The organism is Methylovorus sp. MP688 (assembly GCF_000183115.1).
Taxonomy (GTDB): domain Bacteria; phylum Pseudomonadota; class Gammaproteobacteria; order Burkholderiales; family Methylophilaceae; genus Methylovorus; species Methylovorus glucosotrophus.
This window is the reverse complement of record NC_014733.1, coordinates 951,332-969,862: the sequence shown is the minus strand read 5'-3', so window position 1 is coordinate 969,862 and position 18,531 is coordinate 951,332. Positions and strand designations below refer to the sequence as shown.

The window sequence follows — 18,531 nt, the reverse complement described above, 5'->3', positions numbered from 1 at the left end:
TTCATGAGTCAATTGCAAGCCATCATCGAAGACGCATTTGAGCGTCGCGCCGACATTACCCCTGCCACCGCCACGGCCGAAGTCAAGGATGCTGTATTCAGCGTGCTGGCTGATCTGGATGCGGGCAAGCTGCGTGTTGCCGAACGCGTGGGCGATACCCAGGAATGGACGACGCACCAGTGGATCAAGAAAGCCGTGCTGCTGTCTTTCCGTCTGGAAGACAACGTCCTGCTGGATGATGGCGTGACCAAATACTTCGACAAAGTGCCTCCCAAGTTTGCCAATTACACCGAAGCCGATTTCAAGGCCGGTGGCTTCCGCGTGGTACCTAACGCCATCGTGCGTCGCGGTTCCTATATCGCCAAAAACGCTGTGCTGATGCCGTCTTACGTCAACATCGGCGCCTACGTCGGCGAAGGCACCATGGTCGACACCTGGGCGACTGTCGGTTCTTGCGCGCAGATCGGCAAGAATGTGCACTTGTCCGGCGGCGTAGGCATTGGTGGCGTGCTGGAGCCCATCCAGGCTGGTCCTACCATCATCGGTGACAATTGCTTCATCGGCGCCCGCTCCGAAGTGGTGGAAGGCGTGGTGGTAGAAGACAACTGCGTGATCTCCATGGGCGTTTACATAGGCCAGAGCACCAAGATTTATGACCGCGAAACCGGCAGCATCACCTATGGCCGCGTACCTGCGGGCTCCGTCGTGGTATCCGGCAACCTGCCCTCCAAGGATGGCAGCTACAGCCTGTACTGCGCCGTGATCGTGAAGAAGGTTGATGCCAAAACGCTGGGCAAGGTCGGCATCAACGAATTGCTGCGCGGCATCTAACGCAGGAATTGCAGGGCTGCTGTGATTGCTAGGCTAACCTGGGTGCCACCTGGGTTAGCCTTTTCCATTCCTGCACCCATGACAATACACATGGCAGAACACCCGTTGATAATGCCCGCCTAAAGCCAGGGCCGGGCTGTTAAAATCGGTATTTGATTATTTGATGTCAGACAGGCAGATGAAACTCTACGGCATACCCAATTGCAACACCGTGAAAAAAGCACGCAGCTGGCTGGATGAACACCAGGTGGCTTATGAATTCCATGACTTCAAAAAGCTGGGGGTAGACGCCAGCACCCTGCAGCAATGGCTGACACAAACCTCCTGGGAAAAACTGGTCAACCGTAGCGGCATGACCTGGCGCAATCTGCCGGAAGCAGAAAAATCCGCGGTCACCGATAATACCTCTGCCATACGCCTCATGCAGGATAAAACCTCCGTCATCAAACGCCCGGTTCTGGTCGCTGATGGCAAACTGCTGGCATTGGGTTTCGATGAATCCACCTACGGAAAGCTGCTGAACCATGAGTAAAACCCTAGACCTGGCCCAGGACCTGATTGCCCGGCGCTCGGTCACGCCAGAAGACCTGGGTTGCCAGGAACTGCTGATTTCGCGGCTAGAACCGCTGGGTTTCAAAATTGAGCGCATGCGCTTTGGCGATGTCGACAATTTCTTTGCGAGACGCGGCACCGCAAGCCCGCTACTGGTCTTCGCAGGCCATACCGATGTGGTGCCTACCGGCCCGGTCGACCAATGGCATACCCCGCCCTTTGAGCCCACCATCAAGGATGGCATGTTGTATGGGCGCGGCGCGGCCGACATGAAAACCTCGCTGGCGGCGTTTATTACCTCCATTGAGGAATTTGTTGCCCGGCATCCGGATCATCAAGGCTCGATTGGCCTTCTGATCACGTCAGATGAGGAAGGCATTGCCACTCATGGCACGGTCAAGGTCGTTGAGGCGCTGAAAGCCCGCGGCGAGCTGATTGATTACTGCATCGTCGGCGAACCCACCTCCAGCAAAGTCGTCGGCGACATGATCAAGAATGGCCGCCGCGGTTCGCTCTCCGGCAAACTGGTCGTCAAGGGCGTGCAAGGCCACATCGCCTACCCGCATCTGGTCAAAAATCCCATTCACCTGGTAGCCCCGGCAATCAAGGAGCTGGCCGACACCGTGTGGGATAGCGGCAATGAATACTTCCCGCCCACTTCCTGGCAGATCTCCAATATGAACGGCGGCACTGGCGCCACCAATGTGGTGCCGGGTGAAGTCACCATCCAGTTCAACTTCCGCTTTTCAACGGCGAGCACGGCAGAAGGCTTGCGCGAGGGCGTGCATGCCATTCTGGACAAGCACGCACTGGAATACGACCTGCAATGGGAGCTTTCCGGCAAGCCCTTCCTCACGCCCAAGGGCACGCTGGTCGAAGCCATCAGCGCCGCCATTGAAACCGCCTTTGGTGTCACGCCGGAACTCTCGACCAGCGGTGGCACCTCCGATGGTCGCTTCATTGCCGATATTGCCAGCCAGATCGTTGAATTCGGCCCATTGAATGCCACCATCCACAAACTGAATGAATGCGTTGGCGTGGCCGATATCGAGCCCTTGAAAGACGCCTACCGCCTGACTATGGAAACCCTGCTGACATGACCCACTACCCTCGTTTGAGCGAAGAGCTGATCACCATCCGCGATTGGCTGCGCTTCGCCGTCAGCCGTTTTGAAGAGGCCGGCATTTTCTTTGGCCATGGCACCGACAATGCCTATGATGAAGCCGTCTGGCTCATCATGAGCGCGCTGCATCTGCCGCACGACACACTGAATAATTTCCTGGATAGCCGCTTGCTGGAGTCCGAACGCAAGCATCTGGCGCATCTGCTGGAACGCCGTGTCGAACAACGCGTGCCCACCGCCTACCTCGTGCGCGAGGCCTGGCTCAAGGGCTTCAAGTTCTATGTGGATGAGCGCGTCATTGTGCCGCGTTCCTTCATCGCCGAGCTGCTGGAAGATGGCCTGTCACCCTGGATTGATTACCCCGAAATGGTGGAAAGCGCAGCCGATATCTGCACTGGCAGTGGCTGCCTGGGCGTGTTGCTGGCGCACACCTTCCCCAATGCCGAAGTCGATGTAGTGGATATTTCCACCGATGCCCTGGCGGTCGCCAATATCAATATCGCCAACTACGGGCTGCAGGATCAGATAACGGCCATCCAGTCCGATATGTTCAGCGCGCTGCAAGGCAAGACTTACGACCTCATCATCAGCAACCCGCCTTATGTCGATGCCCCCTCCATGGCACAACTGCCGGAAGAGTATCGCAACGAACCGCAGATCGCGCTGGGCAGCGGTACTGATGGCCTCGAGCATACCCACACCCTGTTGCGTGAAGCCTGGCATCACCTGAATGACGGCGGCCTGCTGATCGTGGAAATCGGCCATAACCGCGATGCCCTGCATGAAGCCTATCCCGACCTGCCGTTTACCTGGCTGGAAGTGGAGTCCGGCAATGAGTTTGTGTTTCTGCTCAGCAAAGAGCAGCTCCCCCTGCCCGCCAACGCTTAATTGATTTCAACCTCAAGGATCAGGCCATACACGACAAAAAGGCTACCGCATACCACACGCTGCGCTAGCCCAAACTGTTTGTACCACACGATTTATCTGGCATGCATATCCTGATCTCAAGCCGTTCCCTCATGGCCTGCCTGCTTGGCAGCCTTGCCGTACTGCCAGGCCCCGCGCTGGCCGCTGGCGATATCACTGACATTCCCCTGGAACAACTGGTCGAAACGGATGTGCAGACGGCTGCCAGCATTTCGCAGCAGATCAGCCAGTCATCCTCCGCCGTCAGTATCGTGACGGCCGAAGACATCAAGCTGTTCGGTTACCGCACGCTGGCCGACATTCTCGCCAGCATGCGCGGCCTGCAAGTGTCAAATGACCGCCAGTATGACTACATGGGTGGCCGCGGATTCGGCCGCACTGGCGATTATCCCGGGCGCGTCATGCTGCTGATTGATGGTTTTCAGGCCAACGACAACCTGTACAACTCGGCATACCTCGGGCAGGATGGCCTGCTGGATACCGAACTGATCGAGCGCGTGGAATATGTGTCAGGGCCGGGGTCCGTGACCTATGGCAACGGTGCCTTCTACGGCATCATCAACATCATTACCAAAACCGGCCAGCAATTTGACGGCACCCAGGTCAGCACCGAGTTTTCCAGCTATCAGGGACGCAAACAGCGCATTACCTATGGCAAGGTGCTGGATAACGGCGCGGATGTGCTGATGTCCGCCTCCACCTTTTACAGCGCCGGGCAAAACCTGCATTTCAAGGAGTTTGCCAGCGGTGGCAGCGATGGCGTGGCCCGTGATCTGGATGGCGAACGCAATCGCCGCTACTTCATCAAGGGCAGTTACGAACAATGGTCGATGGAAGGCGGCTATGTCTCCCGCTACAAGGATGACCCCACGGCCGCCTACAGTGCGGATTTCAACGCCAAGCCCAGCAGCCTGGGCGACGCCAGTGGTTTCCTCAATCTCAAATACGATGACACGCTGAGCCCGGTGCTCAAGATGTCGTTGCGTACCTACTACGGCCAATACCGCAATGCCGGCCGCTACATGTATGACGGCGAGCTGTTCAGCGAACGCGGAATCGGACGCTGGTGGGGCACGGATATCAAGTTTGTAGATACGCGCTTTGGCGGCCATCGCCTGCTCATGGGCGGGGAGTATCGCCAGGATTATCAGCAGGATTTCGAGTTGCCGACGGGCACCCTGCATCGCCAGACGCAGACGGTCAGCAGTTATATTCAGGATGAATACAGTATCTCGCCCCGGCTGACATTGAATTATGGCGCCCGGCTGGACATGGGCAATGATCATCTGCACCAGGTTTCGCCACGCGCCGGCCTGGCCTATGAGCTCAGTGGCATGACGATGCTGAAAGCCTCCTACTCCACCGCGTTCAGGCGGCCCAATGTCTACGAAAAGTACTACAGCGACCGCACCATACAGCGCGAAAACCCCGACCTGAAAAACGAGCTGGTCAAAGCCTATGAACTGGTGCTTGAACATCGCCCACTGCCCAATATCCGCATCCTGAGCTCGCTCTACCACTATCAGACCCAGCGTCGCATCGGTGAAACCTACGTCAATGGCAACACCCTGCAGTATTTCAACTGGCCAGACAGCCATGCCCGTGGCGCCGACATCGAGCTGGAACAGCACTGGGACAATGGTGCCTATATGCGCGCCAGCTATGCCTGGCAGGATAACCGCGACCCTAGCGGAAAGCAGATGATCAACTCGCCGCGCCACATGGCGAAAAGCAGTGTTTCCTATCCGCTTCTCGGGCCGCGCCTCAATTCCGGCCTGGAAGTGCTGTACATGGGGCAGCGCCCGGACGATAGCCGGGCCACCCTGCCCTCTTATACGCTGGTTAACCTGACGCTGGTATCGCGTCAGGTGATCCCCAATCTGGAAGTCTCGGCCAGCCTGAAAAACCTGCTGGATCGTGATTACGCCGTGGCCGCTTCCAGCTACATGCTTCCCGATCGCATCGCCCAGAACGGCCGCACCTTCTGGCTGCAATGCATCTACGACTTCAAGTGATGCTGACCCGCCGCGCGTTCCTGTTGCTTGCTGCCTCCCTGCTGCCCATCCTGCGCAGCCACGGGGAAGATGTAATCCCGATCAGCGATATGCGCGCCGCCTATCTCTACAACTTCGTGGTATTTACCGAGTGGCCGGACAATGGCCGCGATACGCTCAATATATGCCTGCTGCCTAACCAGGCCACGCTGGTGAATGTGCGCCTGCTCGCCAGCAAGCAGATCAACGGCCGTAGCCTGCGCATTATCGAACCCATGCAGCGTGACACCGACGAATGCCAGCTGCTTTACATAGGCAAGGCCACGGACTCCGGAACCCGTCAGATGCTGACAAGACTGGCTGGCAGCCCGGTGCTGATCGTAGGTGAAGGCAGCCAGAGCCAGGCCATGATTCAGATGAATGTGGAAAACAAACGCCTCAGCTTTAATGTGGACCTGGTGCAGTCCAGGCGCGCCAACCTCACCATCAGTTCCAAACTGCTGAGGCTGGCCAAGACCGTACGCAAGGAAGACGATGGCACATAAAGGTTTCAACATCAGCTCGATACGCACCAAGCTGCTGATTTTACAATTCATCGTCACGGCAACCGCCTTGATCGTGGTGTTTGCCGTCATGCTGGTATTTCAGTATCAGAGCGCATTGACCGATATCGAGAATGACCTCAATGCCCAGGCCGAGATTCTGAAAAGCAACCTCAGCGCCGCGGTGGCATTTGAAGACAAAAAAACTGCAGACGAGATACTGTCCAGCCTGCGACTGGTACCCAGCATCAATCGCGCCGAAGTCTACCTCTACAACGGTAGCCGCTTCAGCCATTACGCCAAGGAAGCAAATCCGCATGCACCGGATATTCGCATTCCCTATACCGGGCTGCATCGCATGAACCGGCGTTATGAGCTGATACTGGAACAAAAGCCGCTGGCCATTCTGTATATCGAGATCAACCTCAACAAGCTGAATGCGCGCCTGGGGCTGTTTGCCCTGGTGGTGTTGATGGCGGGTCTGCTCGCCATGCTGGCTGCGCGCCTGATTGCGGCACGGCTCAACCTGCTGATTACCGAACCATTGAGTTCGCTCACCACCTTTGTCAGCCGCGTTTCCGCCGAGCAGAACTACGGCTTGCGTACCAACATGGCACGGCGTGACGAATTCGGCACCCTGGCCAAAGGCATAGACGGCATGCTGCTGAGTTTGTACAACCATGGCAAGCGCCTGGAAGATGAACTCTCGCAACGCAAGCTGGCCGAAGAGCAGCTGGATAAACTCGCCTACTACGATACGGTCACGCACCTGCCCAACCGGCATTTCTTCAATGAACAACTGACGCTGATGCTGGAACATGCGGCCCAGCGCCAGCAAAGCTGCTACCTGATGTTTATTGATCTGGATAACTTCAAGAGCGTGAACGATACCCTGGGGCATCTGGCCGGTGACAGCCTGTTGCGGGAGGCTGGCAGTCGCATACTGCAAACCCTGGTGCCGGGCAGCATCCTCTGTTTATTGATCTGGATAACTTCAAGAGCGTGAACGATACCCTGGGGCATCTGGCCGGTGACAGCCTGTTGCGGGAGGCTGGCAGTCGCATACTGCAAACCCTGGTGCCGGGCAGCATCCTCTGTCGCATAGGCGGCGATGAGTTTGCCATTATCCTGCGCGATCAGCCGCTATCGGCGATTGACGCCACCGCCAGCGCCATCATCGCCTTGTTCTCGGAAAAGTTTGTCATTAACGCGCACGAGGTATTTGTCGGTGCCAGCATAGGCATCAGCAACTTCCCCGCCGATGCCGACCATGTATCCGGGCTGTTGCGCAATGCGGATACCGCCATGTACTGGGCCAAGGCCGATGGCAAGAATACCTTCCGCTATTACTCGCGTGAGCTGGAAGACTCGGCGCACCAGCAGGAAAAGCTGATGTCCATGCTGCAAAAAGCCCTACCCGGTCATGAGCTGGAGCTTTACTACCAACCCATCATTGCGCTGGAAACCCGCAAGATCGTCGGTTTCGAAGCCCTGTTGCGCTGGCACCAGCCCGAGTTGGGCAATATACGCCCTGATGTGTTCATCCCGCTGGCCGAAGCCTCCGGGCTCATCATGCAGATTGGCGAGTGGGTACTGGAAACCGCCTGCCTGCAGGCGAAAGCCTGGCAGGAACGCTACGCAAGCGGTCTGATCATGAATGTGAATTTTTCAGGTCGCCAGTTCCACCACCCGAATATCGTGCAGAACATCGTCAATATGGTGAACAAGGTCGGGCTTGACGCCAGACTGCTCAATATCGAACTGACGGAAAGCGTGCTGATGGATCAGTCCAGCGTGATGATCGAAAAAATGCACATGCTGCGTCAGGCCGGGCTGGATATCGCCATTGACGACTTTGGCACCGGCTACTCATCCATGAGCTATCTGCGGCAGTTCCCCATCAATACCATCAAGATCGATCGCAGCTTCATCAAGGGCTTGCCCGATGATCCGGAAGGCAGCGCCATTGCCCAAGCGATACTGGCACTGGCAAAAACACTCAAGCTGAGTGCGGTGGCGGAAGGGGTGGAAACGCAAGCCCAGGCCGAATTTTTGCGGGCAAATGGCTGCGAAAAAATCCAGGGATATCTGTTCAGCCCACCGGTGACGGCAGACGATGCCGAGCGGCTGATTTGCCAGCAGCTCGGCCGGGATATGACTTAGTTAAGGTCTTGGTTAAGGCCTTGCCAGGCGCTTAACGCTTGGTGGCAGGGCGACGCGAACGCGGCGCGGGGATATCGGCATCCTGACGAATACGGCGTGATTGCGCAGGTTTGCGCGCCGGGCTGGTGCTGGTTTTTCTGCCATCGGCACGGCCTGCTGCATCCGGGCGAGCGCCATAGGCTGGACGGCCTGTTGTGCCCTCGGCGCGAGGCTCGCGTTCAGGCGCGGCACGGCGGGCTTTAGGAGTAAATACCTGCCCGGCTTTCTCTTTTTCACGCGCGGTACGCTGACGCAACGGCGCTTTGGGCAAGGGCAAGCCCGCCCACTCCAGCAAGCCCAGCACTTCCTTGGGGTCCAGATTCAGCATCTGGCCGCGCTTCAGGCGTGGTGGCAGATTGACCGGGCCAAAGCGCACGCGCATCAAACGGCTGACCGGCTTCTGGAAAGCATCGAACAAACGGCGCACTTCACGGTTACGGCCTTCACGCAGAATAACCTGATACCAGTGATTGGCACCTTCACCGCCCTGGGGGCGAATACTGTCAAAACTGGCCGGGCCGTCTTCCAGCTCAATGCCTTGCGTCAGCTGCAGCATTTCACCTTCGGTCAGCTCACCAAAAATGCGCACGGCATATTCGCGCTCCACTTCGTAACGCGGATGCATGAAGCGGTTGGCCAATTCGCCTGAGGTGGTGAAAATCAGCAAGCCGGAGGTATTGATATCGAGACGGCCAATGGCAATCCATTTGGCGCCGCGCACACGGGGCAGCTTGTCGAATACGGTAGCGCGTTTTTCCGGGTCATCCTGACTGACGATTTCGCCTTCAGGCTTGTGGTAGATCAGCACCTGGGCCAGCTCGGCCTCAAATGGCAGATGCACCGGGCGGCTATCAAAGCGCACCACATCGCCAGGCACTACGGCAGCACCTACCTCGGCCACCTTGCCGTTGATGGTGATGCGGCCGCTCAGAATCAGCTCTTCCATCTCGCGACGTGAGCCCAGGCCTGCCAGCGCAAGCAGCTTGTGCAGGCGCTGTGGCACTGCATCCGGATCGGTACTGACGGAAGCAGTGGGTTTGATATTGCCGGGGTTGCGTTGCTGTTTGAAGGGACGTGCCATCTGAATCTTGCCTGAATAATTAAGTGCTTATTATACGGGCAACCAGAGCGCTAAAAAATTAAAACTTGCAGGAGCTACTCGGGTTGCGGCGGCTCAAACAGAATATCCTGCTGGCTGAAGTTCTCCATCGCGGGCAATTCAGACAGCGAGCGCAGGTTCAGATCATCCAGAAAAGTCTTGGTGGTGGCATATAACGATGGCCTCCCCGGCACATCGCGCTGGCCAACCACATCAATCCAGTTGCGCTCGATCAGCTGGCGCATGATGTTGGGGTTGACCGCCACGCCACGGATTTCCTCAATATCGCCGCGCGTCACCGGCTGGCGATAGGCGATGATGGCCAGGGTCTCCATCGCCGCCCGTGAGTAGCGCTGCTGGCGCTCCGGACTGATGCGTGAAAGATACAGCGAAAACTCTGGACGCGCCTGAAAGCGCCAGCCGCTGGCCACTTGCACCAGCTCCATGCTGCGCTGCTGCCAATCAGCCTTCAGCTCATCCAGCAGCATGCGCAAGGTGGCGCGCTCCATGCGGCCATCAAAGGGGCGCAGCAACTCATCCAGCGAAAGCGGCTGCCCGGCGGTGAGCAAGGCGGCTTCCAGTATTTGTTTCATTTGCGCGGTATTCAGCGGTTCCTGCAAAACGCTATCGCTCCTGTGCTTGCAAATAAATGGGCGAAAATGAGGCCTGCTGGGTGATCTTGACCAACCCTTCGCGCGCGAGCTCGAGTATCGCCAGGAAATACACGACCAGCTTGGGCAGACCATCATTCACCACATCAAACAGATCCATGAATTCCACCATGCCATCGCGCTGCAATCGGCGCAACACCAGGCTCATGTGCTCGCGCACCGAGAGTTCGGCGCGGCCGACACGGTGGTGTTGAAAATGGCTGGCTCGCTGCAATACCGATTGCCAGGCCGCCACCAGGTCTTCAAAACTGATGCCGGGCGGGCCTGCCACGGTAATCTGCTCAAAATAGGCATGTGCCACCACGATCTCCTGCCCGACCTGTGGCATCTCATCCAGGCGTTGCGCAGCCAGCTTGATGGCTTCGTATTCCATCAGGCGGCGGACCAGCTCGGCGCGTGGATCATCTTCCTGCTCAATATCCGCGGGCTTGGGCAACAGCATGCGTGACTTGATCTCGATCAGCATGGCGGACATCAGCAGATAGTCAGCCGCAAGCTCCAGTTTGGTGGCGCGCATCTTTTCCACATAGTCCATGTACTGGCGCGTGAGCTCCGCCATGGGAATATCCAGGATATCCAGATTGTGTTTGCGGATCAGGTAAAGCAGCAGGTCCAGCGGCCCTTCAAAGGCTTCCAGATAAACTTCCAGCGCATCGGGCGGGATATAGAGATCCTGCGGTATGGTGTCGAGTTGCTCGCCATAGATACGAACGTCAATTGCGAGCTGGGTCTGCATCAGTGAGCCACTGCGCGCGAAAACACGTGAATGACGATGACACCGCTGATGATGAGCGCAATGCCGAGTATGGCCGGCCAATCCAGCGATTGCTTGTAGAACACCCAGCCCAGGATGGCCACCAGCACGATGCCGACGCCAGCCCAGATGGCATACATAATGCCGACCGGAAACACGCGCAGGCTGACTGTCATGAAATAAAACGCAGTGCCATAGCCTGCCACCACCATGAGCGAGGGCACCAGGCGGGTGAAGCCCTCGGTGGATTTGAGGGCCGTGGTGGCAATCACCTCAGCGATGATTGCAATACCAAGCGCAAGCCAGTGGTTCATATCTGCTTCAAGAGTAATTCAGGCCCATGACCTCGCGCACATCCCGCATGGTCTCGCGTGCCAGCTTGCGGGCGCGCTCGCAGCCTTCGGCTACCACATTCTTGACCAGCATCGGGTCTTCGGCATACTGCGCCGCACGTTCCTGTATGGGCTTCAGCTCTTCCAGCACGCTCTCGATCACCGGCGTCTTGCATTCAATGCAACCAATGCCAGCACTGCGGCAGCCCTGCTGCACCCACTCGCGGGTTTTGTCGTCGGAATACACTTCATGCAGCTGCCATACCGGGCATTTCTCCGGATCACCCGGATCGGTACGGCGAATACGTGCAGGATCGGTCGGCATGGTCTTGATCTTCTTGGCCACCACGTCTGGCGATTCACGCAATGAAATCGTGTTGTTATAGGATTTGGACATTTTCTGCCCATCCAGCCCTGGCATCTTGGAGGCCGGAGTCAGCTTGTATTCCGGTTCCAGCAGGATGATCTTGCCGCCGCCTTCCAGGTAACCCAGCAAACGCTCCTTGTCGCCCAGGCTCATGCCCTGTTGCTCATCAATCATGGCACGGGCGGATTCCAGCGCTTCATCATCGCCGCTTTCCTGGTAGCGGGTGCGCAGCTCTTCGTACAAGGCGCCGCGCTTGTTGCCCAGCTTCTTGATCGCGGCCTGGGCTTTTTCTTCAAAGCCTTTTTCACGACCATAAATATGGTTAAAGCGACGGGCGATCTCGCGCGTGAATTCAATATGCGGAATCTGGTCTTCGCCCACCGGCACCTGGCTGGCCTTGTAAATCAGGATGTCAGCACTTTGCAGCAAAGGGTAGCCCAGGAAACCGTAGGTCGAGAGATCCTTACTGGCGAGCTTTTCCTGCTGGTCTTTATAGGTAGGCACGCGCTCCAGCCAGCTCAGCGGAGTAATCATGGACAGCAAGGTGTGCAGCTCGGCATGCTCAGGCACGCGCGACTGGATGAAAATGGTGGCACTGGCGGGATCTACACCGGCGGCCAGCCAATCAATCACCATCTCCCAGACACTTTCCTCAATGACTTCAGGGGTGTCGTAGTGGGTGGTCAGCGCATGCCAGTCAGCCACAAAAAACAGGCACTCATGCTCATGTTGCAGGCGCGTCCAGTTTTTCAGTACGCCATGATAATGCCCAAGATGTAGATTGCCTGTGGGACGCATCCCCGATAAAACACGCTCAACCGCCATGATGTCTAGAAGTCCAAAAAGTGAATTGTTATTTGAATAGCCAAGATATTAAGCTGATCGAGGCGTTTATGAAAGGATGCATGATCTGCGACAGCAGCCCGGTAAACAGCAGCACCAGCAAAATAACAAAGCCATAACGCTCAACGCCTGCGTATTTTTCCGCCAGGTGGTTGGGCAGCAGGCTGACGGCAATCCGTCCGCCATCCAGCGGTGGTAGCGGCAAGAGATTCAGCACCATCAGCACCACATTGATCATGATGCCAGCCTGCGCCATCAGGCTTAATGGCACGGCCATACTCGGCGATAGCGCGGGGGCAAATTTCCAGATCAGGGCCCAGATGAGCGCCATGATGAGATTGGACGCAGGACCAGCCGCCGCCACCCACAGCATGTCTTTTTTAGGATGCCGCAAACGCGAGAAATCCACAGGCACGGGTTTGGCCCAGCCAAACAGGATGCCACCAAAAAACAGGGTGAGCGCCGGAATCAGGATGGTGCCGATCGGATCAATGTGGCGCAGCGGATTCAGCGTAATGCGGCCAGCCTGATGGGCCGTCATGTCGCCAAAATAGCGGGCGGCATAGCCATGCGCCGCTTCATGGACGGTGATGGCAAAAATAACGGGCAGCGCATAAATTGCAATTTTCTGGATGAAAGTGAGTTCCATGGCGAACGAGGATTTCCTTAAAAAGTGGAACGTTATTCAGTGAGGCCAAAAGGTGCCAGGCTCCCGGCACCGGCTCTGACCAATATGGGGCTGTCGCCGGTGAGATCAATCACGGTGGTCGGCGTGGCGGAACAGGCACCGGCATCAATCACCAGGCCCAGCTGGTGTTCCAGCCGGTCGCGGATTTCCCAGGCTTCATTCAGGACATCTTCCTCCCCCGGCAATTGCAGCGACATGCTGAGCAAAGGCTCATCCAATGCTTCCAGCAAAGCTTGCGTTACGGCGTGATCCGGGACGCGCAGCCCCAGGGTGCTGCGCTTGGGGTGCTGCAGGCGACGTGGCACTTCACGCGTCGCTTTCAGGATAAAGGTGTATTGCCCCGGCGTATTGGCCTTGAGCAGACGAAACTGGCTGTTATCCACCTGGGCATAGACGGCAAGTTCGCTCAAGTTGCGGCAAACCAGGGTGAACAAATGGTCATCATCCACGCCGCGGATGGCACGTATTCTGTCCTGCGCGTCCTTGTTGCCGACCACGCAGCCAAGCGCGTAGCTGGAGTCGGTGGGATAGGCCACTACCCCACCATTGCGCAGAATCTCCACGGCTTGCGCGATCAGGCGCGGCTGGGGGTTCTGCGGATGTAAAACAAAATATTGGGCCATTCAGACGTGCCTGTCGTTAAAGTGGAGATGCTGCAGAAGGTAAGGGAGCAAGTTTTTCCAGCTCTGGCCAATCCTGCCAGACCGGAGTGCATCCATGCGGGAGATCGGGCAAGCGCCCCATCTCGATATAGGTGTGGCCAGGGCCATGATAATCCGACCCCAGTGATGCCCGCAGGCTGAATTGCCGTGCCAGTTTGCCAAACTCCTGAAACTGGTCGGGCGTATGGCTGCCAGTGACGACTTCAATCGCGCTGCCGCCCAAAGACCGAAACTCCTCCAGCAATAACAGCATGTTGGTGCGGCCAAGATCGTAGCGGCCGGGATGCGCCAGCACGGCAACGCCACCACTCTCGATAATCCAGCCGAGTGCTTCATCCAGGTCGGCCCAGTGGTGTTCGTAATACCCCGGCTTGCCTTTGACCAGATAGCGCTTGAACACCTTGCGTGTATCGGCGGCATAGCCAGCCTCGACCAGATAGCGGGCAAAATGGGTGCGGCTGATAATGCCTTTGGCGTGCTTATAAGCGCCTTCCAGGCTGCCTTCGACACCGGCCGCCTGCAGGCTCGCTGCCATGCCCTGGGCACGGATATGACGACCGGCCCGGATTCGGGCCAGGCCATCGACCAGCGGTTGGTAGGCCGGATCTATGCGCAAGCCCACAATATGCAGGGTGCGGCGTTTCCAGGTCACCGAGATTTCAACCCCGGAGACAAACTGCATGCCATGCTCATCCGCCACCTGGCGTGCCTCCTCCAGGCCGGCGACATCGTCGTGATCGGTCAGCGCGAGCAGTCTCACCCCCTGGGCTGCCGCGTGGCGCACCAGTTCTGCCGGGGTCAACGTACCGTCGGAAACCGTGGAGTGGCTATGCAGATCAATCAAGAAAAGCGTCTCGAAAACATCTTGCAGCACGCCATGTCGGGCTGGCAATGAAGAACATGAAGTGTAAAGTCTTGTGGCACAAGACGAATCATAGCAAAATACCGATAGGGCTAATACCTCACGCATGCAAATGCGGCAACTCATCCTCACGCGTAAGGCTTGTTATGAAGTTTCTTTTTGACCTCTTCCCGGTCATTCTGTTTTTCATTGTCTTCAAGATTTCCGGCATATATGCCGCGACAGCGGTGGCGATGATCGCCACAGTGCTGCAAATCGCCTGGGTGAAGTTCAAGCATGGCAAGGTCGATAACATGCTGATCGCCAGTGGCGTCATCATTATTGTCTTTGGCGGCGCCACCCTGTTTTTGCATGACGAAAATTTTATCAAGTGGAAGCCGACCATACTTTATTGGGTATTCGCCATTGCCATGGTGGTATCGCAGTTTTTCTTTGGCAAGAATGCCATGCGCGCCCTCATGGAAAAACAGGTCACCATGGCGGATAGCGTCTGGAGCAAACTGAATCTGGCCTGGGCCTTGTTCTTTACCTTTCTGGGCTTCCTCAATCTGTACGTTGCCTTTCACTACTCCACCGACATCTGGGTCGATTTCAAGCTGTTCGGCACCATGGGCCTGATGTTTCTGTTCATCATCGGCCAGACCCTGGTCCTCAACAAATACATGGAAAGCAACGAGTGATGTGGTATGCCATCGTGGCGCAAGATACGCCAGACAGTCTGCAAAAACGCCTGCAGGCCCGCCCGGAACACCTGGCAAGATTGCAGGCCATGCAGGATGCTGGCCGTCTGTTGCTGGCAGGCCCCTTCCCGGCGATTGATAGCATAGACCCCGGCCCGGCAGGCTACAGCGGCAGCCTTATCGTGGCTGAATTTGCCACGCTGCAGGAAGCCACAGACTGGGCCAATGCCGATCCTTTTGTGGCTGCTGGCGTGTATGCCGAGGTCAGCGTCAAACCTTTTCGCAAGACCCTGCCCGCCTGATGTCACTTCTAGACGAAATCCGCACACGGCTGGCGGTGCTGGAGCCTGTTGATCTTACCATTCAGGATGACAGCGCCCTGCATGCGGGGCATGCCGGTAACGGCGGTGGTGGACACTTCAATGTGTGCGTTGTCAGCTCGCAATTTAGCGGCAAATCACCCATAATCCGGCATCGGATCGTTTACCAGGCACTCGCAGACTTGATACCCAGCAGAATTCACGCGCTCAGCATTCGTGCTCTCGCTCCCGATGAAAACAATCCCTAATCAACCCCTCATTGAAATGACAAGGAAGTATGAACATGAAAATCACACTTAGAGCCTTGCTGGCCATCGTTGCCATCGGCATTTCCAGCCTGGCGATGGCGGCTGACCCGGCTGTGGCCACCGTCAACGGCAAGCCGATCAAGCAGTCGCTCTTCGATTACATCACCAAGGATGCGGCTGCCCGCGGCCAGAATGTGGATGACAATGTACGTACCGTCATCGTCAACCGCCTGATCAGCAGCGAGCTGATCTATCAGGAAGCGCAACGCAGCGGCTTTGACAAACGCCCTGAGTACGTGGCCAAACAAGAGCTGGCCGCCCGTGAATTGCTGGTGAACAGCTATCTGGAAGACTACCTGAAAAAAAATCCCGTGAGCGATGCTGCGGTCAAGGCTGAATACGAGAAGTACAAGCAGGAAGTCGGCGACAAGGAATACAACGCACGCCACATTCTGGTTGCCACCGAAGCAGAAGCCAAGGACATCATTGCTCAACTCGGCAAGGGTGCTGATTTCGCCAAGCTGGCCAAGGAAAAATCCAAGGATCCAGGTGGCAAGGAAAATGGTGGTGATCTGGGCTGGTTTGCACCAGGCAGCATGGTCAAGCCGTTCAGCGAAGCCGTCACCAAGATGAAAAAGGGCAGCTATACTGCAGATCCCGTACAAACCCAGTTTGGCTGGCATGTCATCAAGCTGGAAGATGTGCGTGACGCGCAACCTATGCCTTTTGAAAAAGTACAGGATGCCCTGAAAAAACAACTGCAACAACGCCAGCTGGAAAAACTGCTGTCCGATTTGCGCAGCAAGGCGAAGATTGTAGAAAATCCTGCCAAGAAGTAAGCCCGGCTAAGCCCGGAGTTGTTCGGGCCTAGCACTTGGCGCGATTAAAAAAGACCTGGCTAGCCAGGTCTTTTTTTTATGCGTCGCCCACGTGAACCCAGGCATTTTTATGCATCACTTGCACATGCCGCCGAGTGCTTTACACTGGCATGCATTCGCATTTTTATTCGCTTGCCCATATCCTGATGATATCCACCATTTCGTATCAAGTTCGTCTCGGCCAGCCCGCCACTCATCTCTTTGAAGTGCAATGCACTATCGCCAAGCCCGATCCTCAGGGGCAAGAGGTTTCACTGCCTGCCTGGATACCGGGCAGCTATCTGGTAAGAGATTTTGCGCGCCATATTGTGAGCATGGAGGCGATGTCCAGCGGCAAGGCCGTCGAGATCGCAAAAGTCAGCAAACACCTCTGGCAGTGTGCCCCCTGCAAAGGTCCGCTGACCTTGCGCTATCAGGTATATGCCTACGACCTCTCGGTGCGGACGGCCTACCTTGACGACGAACGCGGCTACTTCAATGGCTCCAGCCTGTTTCTCTGTGTGACAGGACAAGAACATGCCCCCTGTCAGGTGACGCTGCATGCTCCCGACATCAAAGGTTGGCAAGTCGGTACCGCACTTCCCGCCATCAAGGTAAATCGCGCCGGATTCGGCTTGTACCAGGCGCCTGACTATCGCGCGCTCATTGATTACCCGGTGGAGATAGGCAAGCTCGCTATCGTGACATTCAAGGCCGCTGGCATTCCGCACCGCCTGATTATTTCAGGCGCGCATCAGGCAGACCTTAAAAGAATAGCCCGCGACCTCAAGACCTTGTGCGAAACGCATATCGGCTTTTTTGGCAGCGCGCCATTTGAGCGTTACGACTTCATGCTGTATGCCGCGGGCGATGACCAGTATGGCGGCCTGGAACATCGCGACTCCACCAGCCTGATCTGCCCGCGCAGCTGGCTGCCCTCCACAGGTGCGGAGGCTGATACCAGCCGTTATCAGGATTTCCTGGGGCTGTGCAGCCATGAATATTTCCATGCCTGGCATGTGAAGCGCATGCGCCCCCAGGCATTTGTGGAACCCGACCTCGGGCAGGAAGCCTACACCCGCCTGCTGTGGGTGTTTGAAGGATTTACTGCGTATTACGATACCCTGATGCTGGTACGCAGTGGCCTGATGTCGCCCGAGGAATATCTCAAGGACCTGGCCAAAACCATCACCCGCTACCTGCGCACGCCTGGCCGCCATGTGCAACGTGTCGATGAATCCAGCTTTGATGCATGGATCAAGCTCTACAAGCCGGATGAGAACACGCCGAATGCGCAGATCAGCTATTACCTGAAAGGCTCACTGGTGGCACTGGCGCTTGACCTTACCCTGCGCAAGAAAGGCAGCTCGCTGGATATCCTGATGCAAGGCATGTGGCGGGATTACCAGTTAACGGGGGCAGCCATGGCCGAAGAACAGATGGATGCTCTTATCTTGAAGCACACCGGGCACGACTTGCGCAAACTTCTGGACAAGCTGGTACGTGGTACCGAGGACCCCGCCTTCCGCAAGCTGCTTGCCAACGTTGGCATTGATTATCAGGATGAAGCCAAGCCTACTGCCAGCAACAGCCTGCGCAGCGCCTGGGGCTTGCAGCTGGCCAACGAGCAGGACACGCGCATCGCGCATGTCTATCGCAACAGCTCGGCCGAAGAGGCGGGCCTGGCCGCACAGGATGTGATTATTGCCGCCGATGGCATCAAAGCCAGCGCCAAACAGTTACAGGAACAGGTAGCACGACTGGCTGAAGGCGCCAGCCTCACACTGCATTTCTTCCGCAGAGACCAGCTCAGGAAATGCCGTATCACCAAACGCAGCCAGACCGTGGCGGAATGCAGCTTGCACATGCTGGCGGAAGAGCACCCACTGCGAGCATCGTGGCTGGCGACAGTGAAGAATTCAGCCAAGCAGCGAGATGGCAAACACAAATCCGGCATGCCAGCTTGAGCAAATTGTG

General features: G+C 56.9%; 21 protein-coding genes. 13 read left to right on the top strand and 8 right to left on the bottom strand.

Features of this window, described 5'->3' with window-relative positions; translation table 11 throughout:
- Nucleotides 1-3: 3 nt before the first annotated feature.
- The 8 genes from dapD to MPQ_RS04745 all read left to right on the top strand — a co-directional run bounded on the left by dapD (nucleotide 4) and on the right by MPQ_RS04745 (nucleotide 8,132).
- A complete protein-coding gene (gene dapD / locus MPQ_RS04780; RefSeq protein ID WP_013441762.1) occupies nucleotides 4-831 on the top strand; it encodes a 2,3,4,5-tetrahydropyridine-2,6-dicarboxylate N-succinyltransferase in 828 nt (275 codons plus the stop codon).
- Nucleotides 832-994: 163 nt separating this feature from the next.
- A complete protein-coding gene (locus MPQ_RS04775) occupies nucleotides 995-1,363 on the top strand; it encodes an ArsC family reductase (protein WP_013441761.1) in 369 nt (122 codons plus the stop codon).
- Nucleotides 1,356-2,483 carry a succinyl-diaminopimelate desuccinylase gene (dapE, locus tag MPQ_RS04770; protein ID WP_013441760.1) on the top strand — a complete coding sequence of 376 codons (1,128 nt, stop codon included), beginning with the start codon at nucleotides 1,356-1,358 and terminating at the stop codon, nucleotides 2,481-2,483. The genes MPQ_RS04775 and dapE overlap by 8 nt, the downstream gene beginning before the upstream one ends.
- On the top strand, nucleotides 2,480-3,394 hold the full coding sequence (gene prmB, locus MPQ_RS04765) for a 50S ribosomal protein L3 N(5)-glutamine methyltransferase (protein ID WP_013441759.1): 915 nt from the start codon (nucleotides 2,480-2,482) through the stop codon (nucleotides 3,392-3,394). Before dapE ends, prmB begins: the two co-directional genes overlap by 4 nt.
- A gap of 131 nt (nucleotides 3,395-3,525) precedes the next feature.
- On the top strand, nucleotides 3,526-5,448 hold the full coding sequence (locus tag MPQ_RS04760) for a TonB-dependent siderophore receptor (protein ID WP_013441758.1): 1,923 nt from the start codon (nucleotides 3,526-3,528) through the stop codon (nucleotides 5,446-5,448).
- A complete protein-coding gene (locus MPQ_RS04755) occupies nucleotides 5,448-5,972 on the top strand; it encodes a YfiR family protein (protein ID WP_013441757.1) in 525 nt (174 codons plus the stop codon). The genes MPQ_RS04760 and MPQ_RS04755 overlap by 1 nt, the downstream gene beginning before the upstream one ends.
- Nucleotides 5,962-6,975 (top strand): diguanylate cyclase domain-containing protein, encoded by a 1,014-nt coding sequence (locus tag MPQ_RS04750; protein WP_041362052.1) that lies wholly within the window; start codon nucleotides 5,962-5,964, stop codon nucleotides 6,973-6,975. Before MPQ_RS04755 ends, MPQ_RS04750 begins: the two co-directional genes overlap by 11 nt.
- Entirely contained in the window at nucleotides 6,972-8,132 is a 1,161-nt protein-coding gene (locus tag MPQ_RS04745) for a bifunctional diguanylate cyclase/phosphodiesterase (RefSeq protein ID WP_049821870.1), read from the top strand. The genes MPQ_RS04750 and MPQ_RS04745 overlap by 4 nt, the downstream gene beginning before the upstream one ends.
- 31 nt (nucleotides 8,133-8,163) lie before the next feature.
- Here the strand turns inward: MPQ_RS04745 and rluB are convergent, their stop codons facing one another.
- The 8 genes from rluB to MPQ_RS04705 all read right to left on the bottom strand — a co-directional run bounded on the left by rluB (nucleotide 8,164) and on the right by MPQ_RS04705 (nucleotide 14,461).
- Nucleotides 8,164-9,252 carry a 23S rRNA pseudouridine(2605) synthase RluB gene (rluB, locus tag MPQ_RS04740; RefSeq protein ID WP_013441756.1) on the bottom strand — a complete coding sequence of 363 codons (1,089 nt, stop codon included), beginning with the start codon at nucleotides 9,250-9,252 and terminating at the stop codon, nucleotides 8,164-8,166.
- 74 nt (nucleotides 9,253-9,326) lie between these two features.
- Entirely contained in the window at nucleotides 9,327-9,863 is a 537-nt protein-coding gene (gene scpB, locus MPQ_RS04735) for an SMC-Scp complex subunit ScpB (RefSeq protein ID WP_369750512.1), read from the bottom strand.
- Between the two features lie 31 nt (nucleotides 9,864-9,894).
- Nucleotides 9,895-10,677, bottom strand: a complete 783-nt coding sequence (locus tag MPQ_RS04730; RefSeq protein WP_013441754.1) for a ScpA family protein — start codon at nucleotides 10,675-10,677, stop codon at nucleotides 9,895-9,897.
- Nucleotides 10,677-11,009 (bottom strand): multidrug efflux SMR transporter, encoded by a 333-nt coding sequence (locus tag MPQ_RS04725; protein ID WP_013441753.1) that lies wholly within the window; start codon nucleotides 11,007-11,009, stop codon nucleotides 10,677-10,679. The genes MPQ_RS04730 and MPQ_RS04725 overlap by 1 nt, the downstream gene beginning before the upstream one ends.
- A gap of 7 nt (nucleotides 11,010-11,016) precedes the next feature.
- Nucleotides 11,017-12,219: a tryptophan--tRNA ligase gene (locus tag MPQ_RS04720; RefSeq protein ID WP_013441752.1), complete on the bottom strand. Its 1,203-nt coding sequence runs from the start codon at nucleotides 12,217-12,219 to the stop codon at nucleotides 11,017-11,019.
- Nucleotides 12,220-12,247: 28 nt separating this feature from the next.
- Entirely contained in the window at nucleotides 12,248-12,886 is a 639-nt protein-coding gene (locus tag MPQ_RS04715) for a site-2 protease family protein (protein ID WP_013441751.1), read from the bottom strand.
- 32 nt (nucleotides 12,887-12,918) lie between these two features.
- Complete coding sequence (locus tag MPQ_RS04710) at nucleotides 12,919-13,548, bottom strand: L-threonylcarbamoyladenylate synthase (protein WP_013441750.1); 630 nt, start codon at nucleotides 13,546-13,548, stop codon at nucleotides 12,919-12,921.
- Between the two features lie 16 nt (nucleotides 13,549-13,564).
- The gene (locus tag MPQ_RS04705) at nucleotides 13,565-14,461 is read right to left on the bottom strand and encodes a 3',5'-nucleoside bisphosphate phosphatase (RefSeq protein ID WP_013441749.1); all 897 of its coding nucleotides are present in this window, start codon (nucleotides 14,459-14,461) and stop codon (nucleotides 13,565-13,567) included.
- A gap of 134 nt (nucleotides 14,462-14,595) precedes the next feature.
- Here MPQ_RS04705 and MPQ_RS04700 point away from each other — a divergent pair, with 134 nt between their 5' ends.
- From MPQ_RS04700 to MPQ_RS04680, 5 genes are all read left to right on the top strand, one after another.
- A complete protein-coding gene (locus MPQ_RS04700) occupies nucleotides 14,596-15,129 on the top strand; it encodes a septation protein A (RefSeq protein ID WP_013441748.1) in 534 nt (177 codons plus the stop codon).
- Nucleotides 15,129-15,431 (top strand): YciI family protein, encoded by a 303-nt coding sequence (locus tag MPQ_RS04695; protein WP_013441747.1) that lies wholly within the window; start codon nucleotides 15,129-15,131, stop codon nucleotides 15,429-15,431. The genes MPQ_RS04700 and MPQ_RS04695 overlap by 1 nt, the downstream gene beginning before the upstream one ends.
- Nucleotides 15,431-15,697 (top strand): BolA family transcriptional regulator, encoded by a 267-nt coding sequence (locus tag MPQ_RS04690; protein WP_013441746.1) that lies wholly within the window; start codon nucleotides 15,431-15,433, stop codon nucleotides 15,695-15,697. Before MPQ_RS04695 ends, MPQ_RS04690 begins: the two co-directional genes overlap by 1 nt.
- A gap of 35 nt (nucleotides 15,698-15,732) precedes the next feature.
- Nucleotides 15,733-16,536, top strand: a complete 804-nt coding sequence (locus MPQ_RS04685) for a peptidylprolyl isomerase (RefSeq protein WP_013441745.1) — start codon at nucleotides 15,733-15,735, stop codon at nucleotides 16,534-16,536.
- A gap of 149 nt (nucleotides 16,537-16,685) precedes the next feature.
- Entirely contained in the window at nucleotides 16,686-18,521 is a 1,836-nt protein-coding gene (locus tag MPQ_RS04680) for a M61 family metallopeptidase (protein ID WP_238525348.1), read from the top strand.
- The last annotated feature ends 10 nt before the right edge of the window (nucleotides 18,522-18,531 follow it).

What these genes read in the sequence shown, in the direction of transcription:
- dapD (WP_013441762.1), top strand. Translation starts at nt 4, where the DNA reads ATGAGTCAATTGCAAGCCATCATCGAAGACGCATTTGAGCGTCGCGCC.
- MPQ_RS04775 (WP_013441761.1), top strand. Translation starts at nt 995, where the DNA reads ATGTCAGACAGGCAGATGAAACTCTACGGCATACCCAATTGCAACACC.
- dapE (WP_013441760.1), top strand. Translation starts at nt 1,356, where the DNA reads ATGAGTAAAACCCTAGACCTGGCCCAGGACCTGATTGCCCGGCGCTCG.
- prmB (WP_013441759.1), top strand. Translation starts at nt 2,480, where the DNA reads ATGACCCACTACCCTCGTTTGAGCGAAGAGCTGATCACCATCCGCGAT.
- MPQ_RS04760 (WP_013441758.1), top strand. Translation starts at nt 3,526, where the DNA reads ATGGCCTGCCTGCTTGGCAGCCTTGCCGTACTGCCAGGCCCCGCGCTG.
- MPQ_RS04755 (WP_013441757.1), top strand. Translation starts at nt 5,448, where the DNA reads ATGCTGACCCGCCGCGCGTTCCTGTTGCTTGCTGCCTCCCTGCTGCCC.
- MPQ_RS04750 (WP_041362052.1), top strand. Translation starts at nt 5,962, where the DNA reads ATGGCACATAAAGGTTTCAACATCAGCTCGATACGCACCAAGCTGCTG.
- rluB (WP_013441756.1), bottom strand. Translation starts at nt 9,252, where the DNA reads ATGGCACGTCCCTTCAAACAGCAACGCAACCCCGGCAATATCAAACCC.
- scpB (WP_369750512.1), bottom strand. Translation starts at nt 9,863, where the DNA reads ATGAAACAAATACTGGAAGCCGCCTTGCTCACCGCCGGGCAGCCGCTT.
- MPQ_RS04730 (WP_013441754.1), bottom strand. Translation starts at nt 10,677, where the DNA reads ATGCAGACCCAGCTCGCAATTGACGTTCGTATCTATGGCGAGCAACTC.
- MPQ_RS04725 (WP_013441753.1), bottom strand. Translation starts at nt 11,009, where the DNA reads ATGAACCACTGGCTTGCGCTTGGTATTGCAATCATCGCTGAGGTGATT.
- MPQ_RS04720 (WP_013441752.1), bottom strand. Translation starts at nt 12,219, where the DNA reads ATGGCGGTTGAGCGTGTTTTATCGGGGATGCGTCCCACAGGCAATCTA.
- MPQ_RS04715 (WP_013441751.1), bottom strand. Translation starts at nt 12,886, where the DNA reads ATGGAACTCACTTTCATCCAGAAAATTGCAATTTATGCGCTGCCCGTT.
- MPQ_RS04710 (WP_013441750.1), bottom strand. Translation starts at nt 13,548, where the DNA reads ATGGCCCAATATTTTGTTTTACATCCGCAGAACCCCCAGCCGCGCCTG.
- MPQ_RS04700 (WP_013441748.1), top strand. Translation starts at nt 14,596, where the DNA reads ATGAAGTTTCTTTTTGACCTCTTCCCGGTCATTCTGTTTTTCATTGTC.
- MPQ_RS04695 (WP_013441747.1), top strand. Translation starts at nt 15,129, where the DNA reads ATGTGGTATGCCATCGTGGCGCAAGATACGCCAGACAGTCTGCAAAAA.
- MPQ_RS04690 (WP_013441746.1), top strand. Translation starts at nt 15,431, where the DNA reads ATGTCACTTCTAGACGAAATCCGCACACGGCTGGCGGTGCTGGAGCCT.
- MPQ_RS04685 (WP_013441745.1), top strand. Translation starts at nt 15,733, where the DNA reads ATGAAAATCACACTTAGAGCCTTGCTGGCCATCGTTGCCATCGGCATT.
- MPQ_RS04680 (WP_238525348.1), top strand. Translation starts at nt 16,686, where the DNA reads ATGCATTCGCATTTTTATTCGCTTGCCCATATCCTGATGATATCCACC.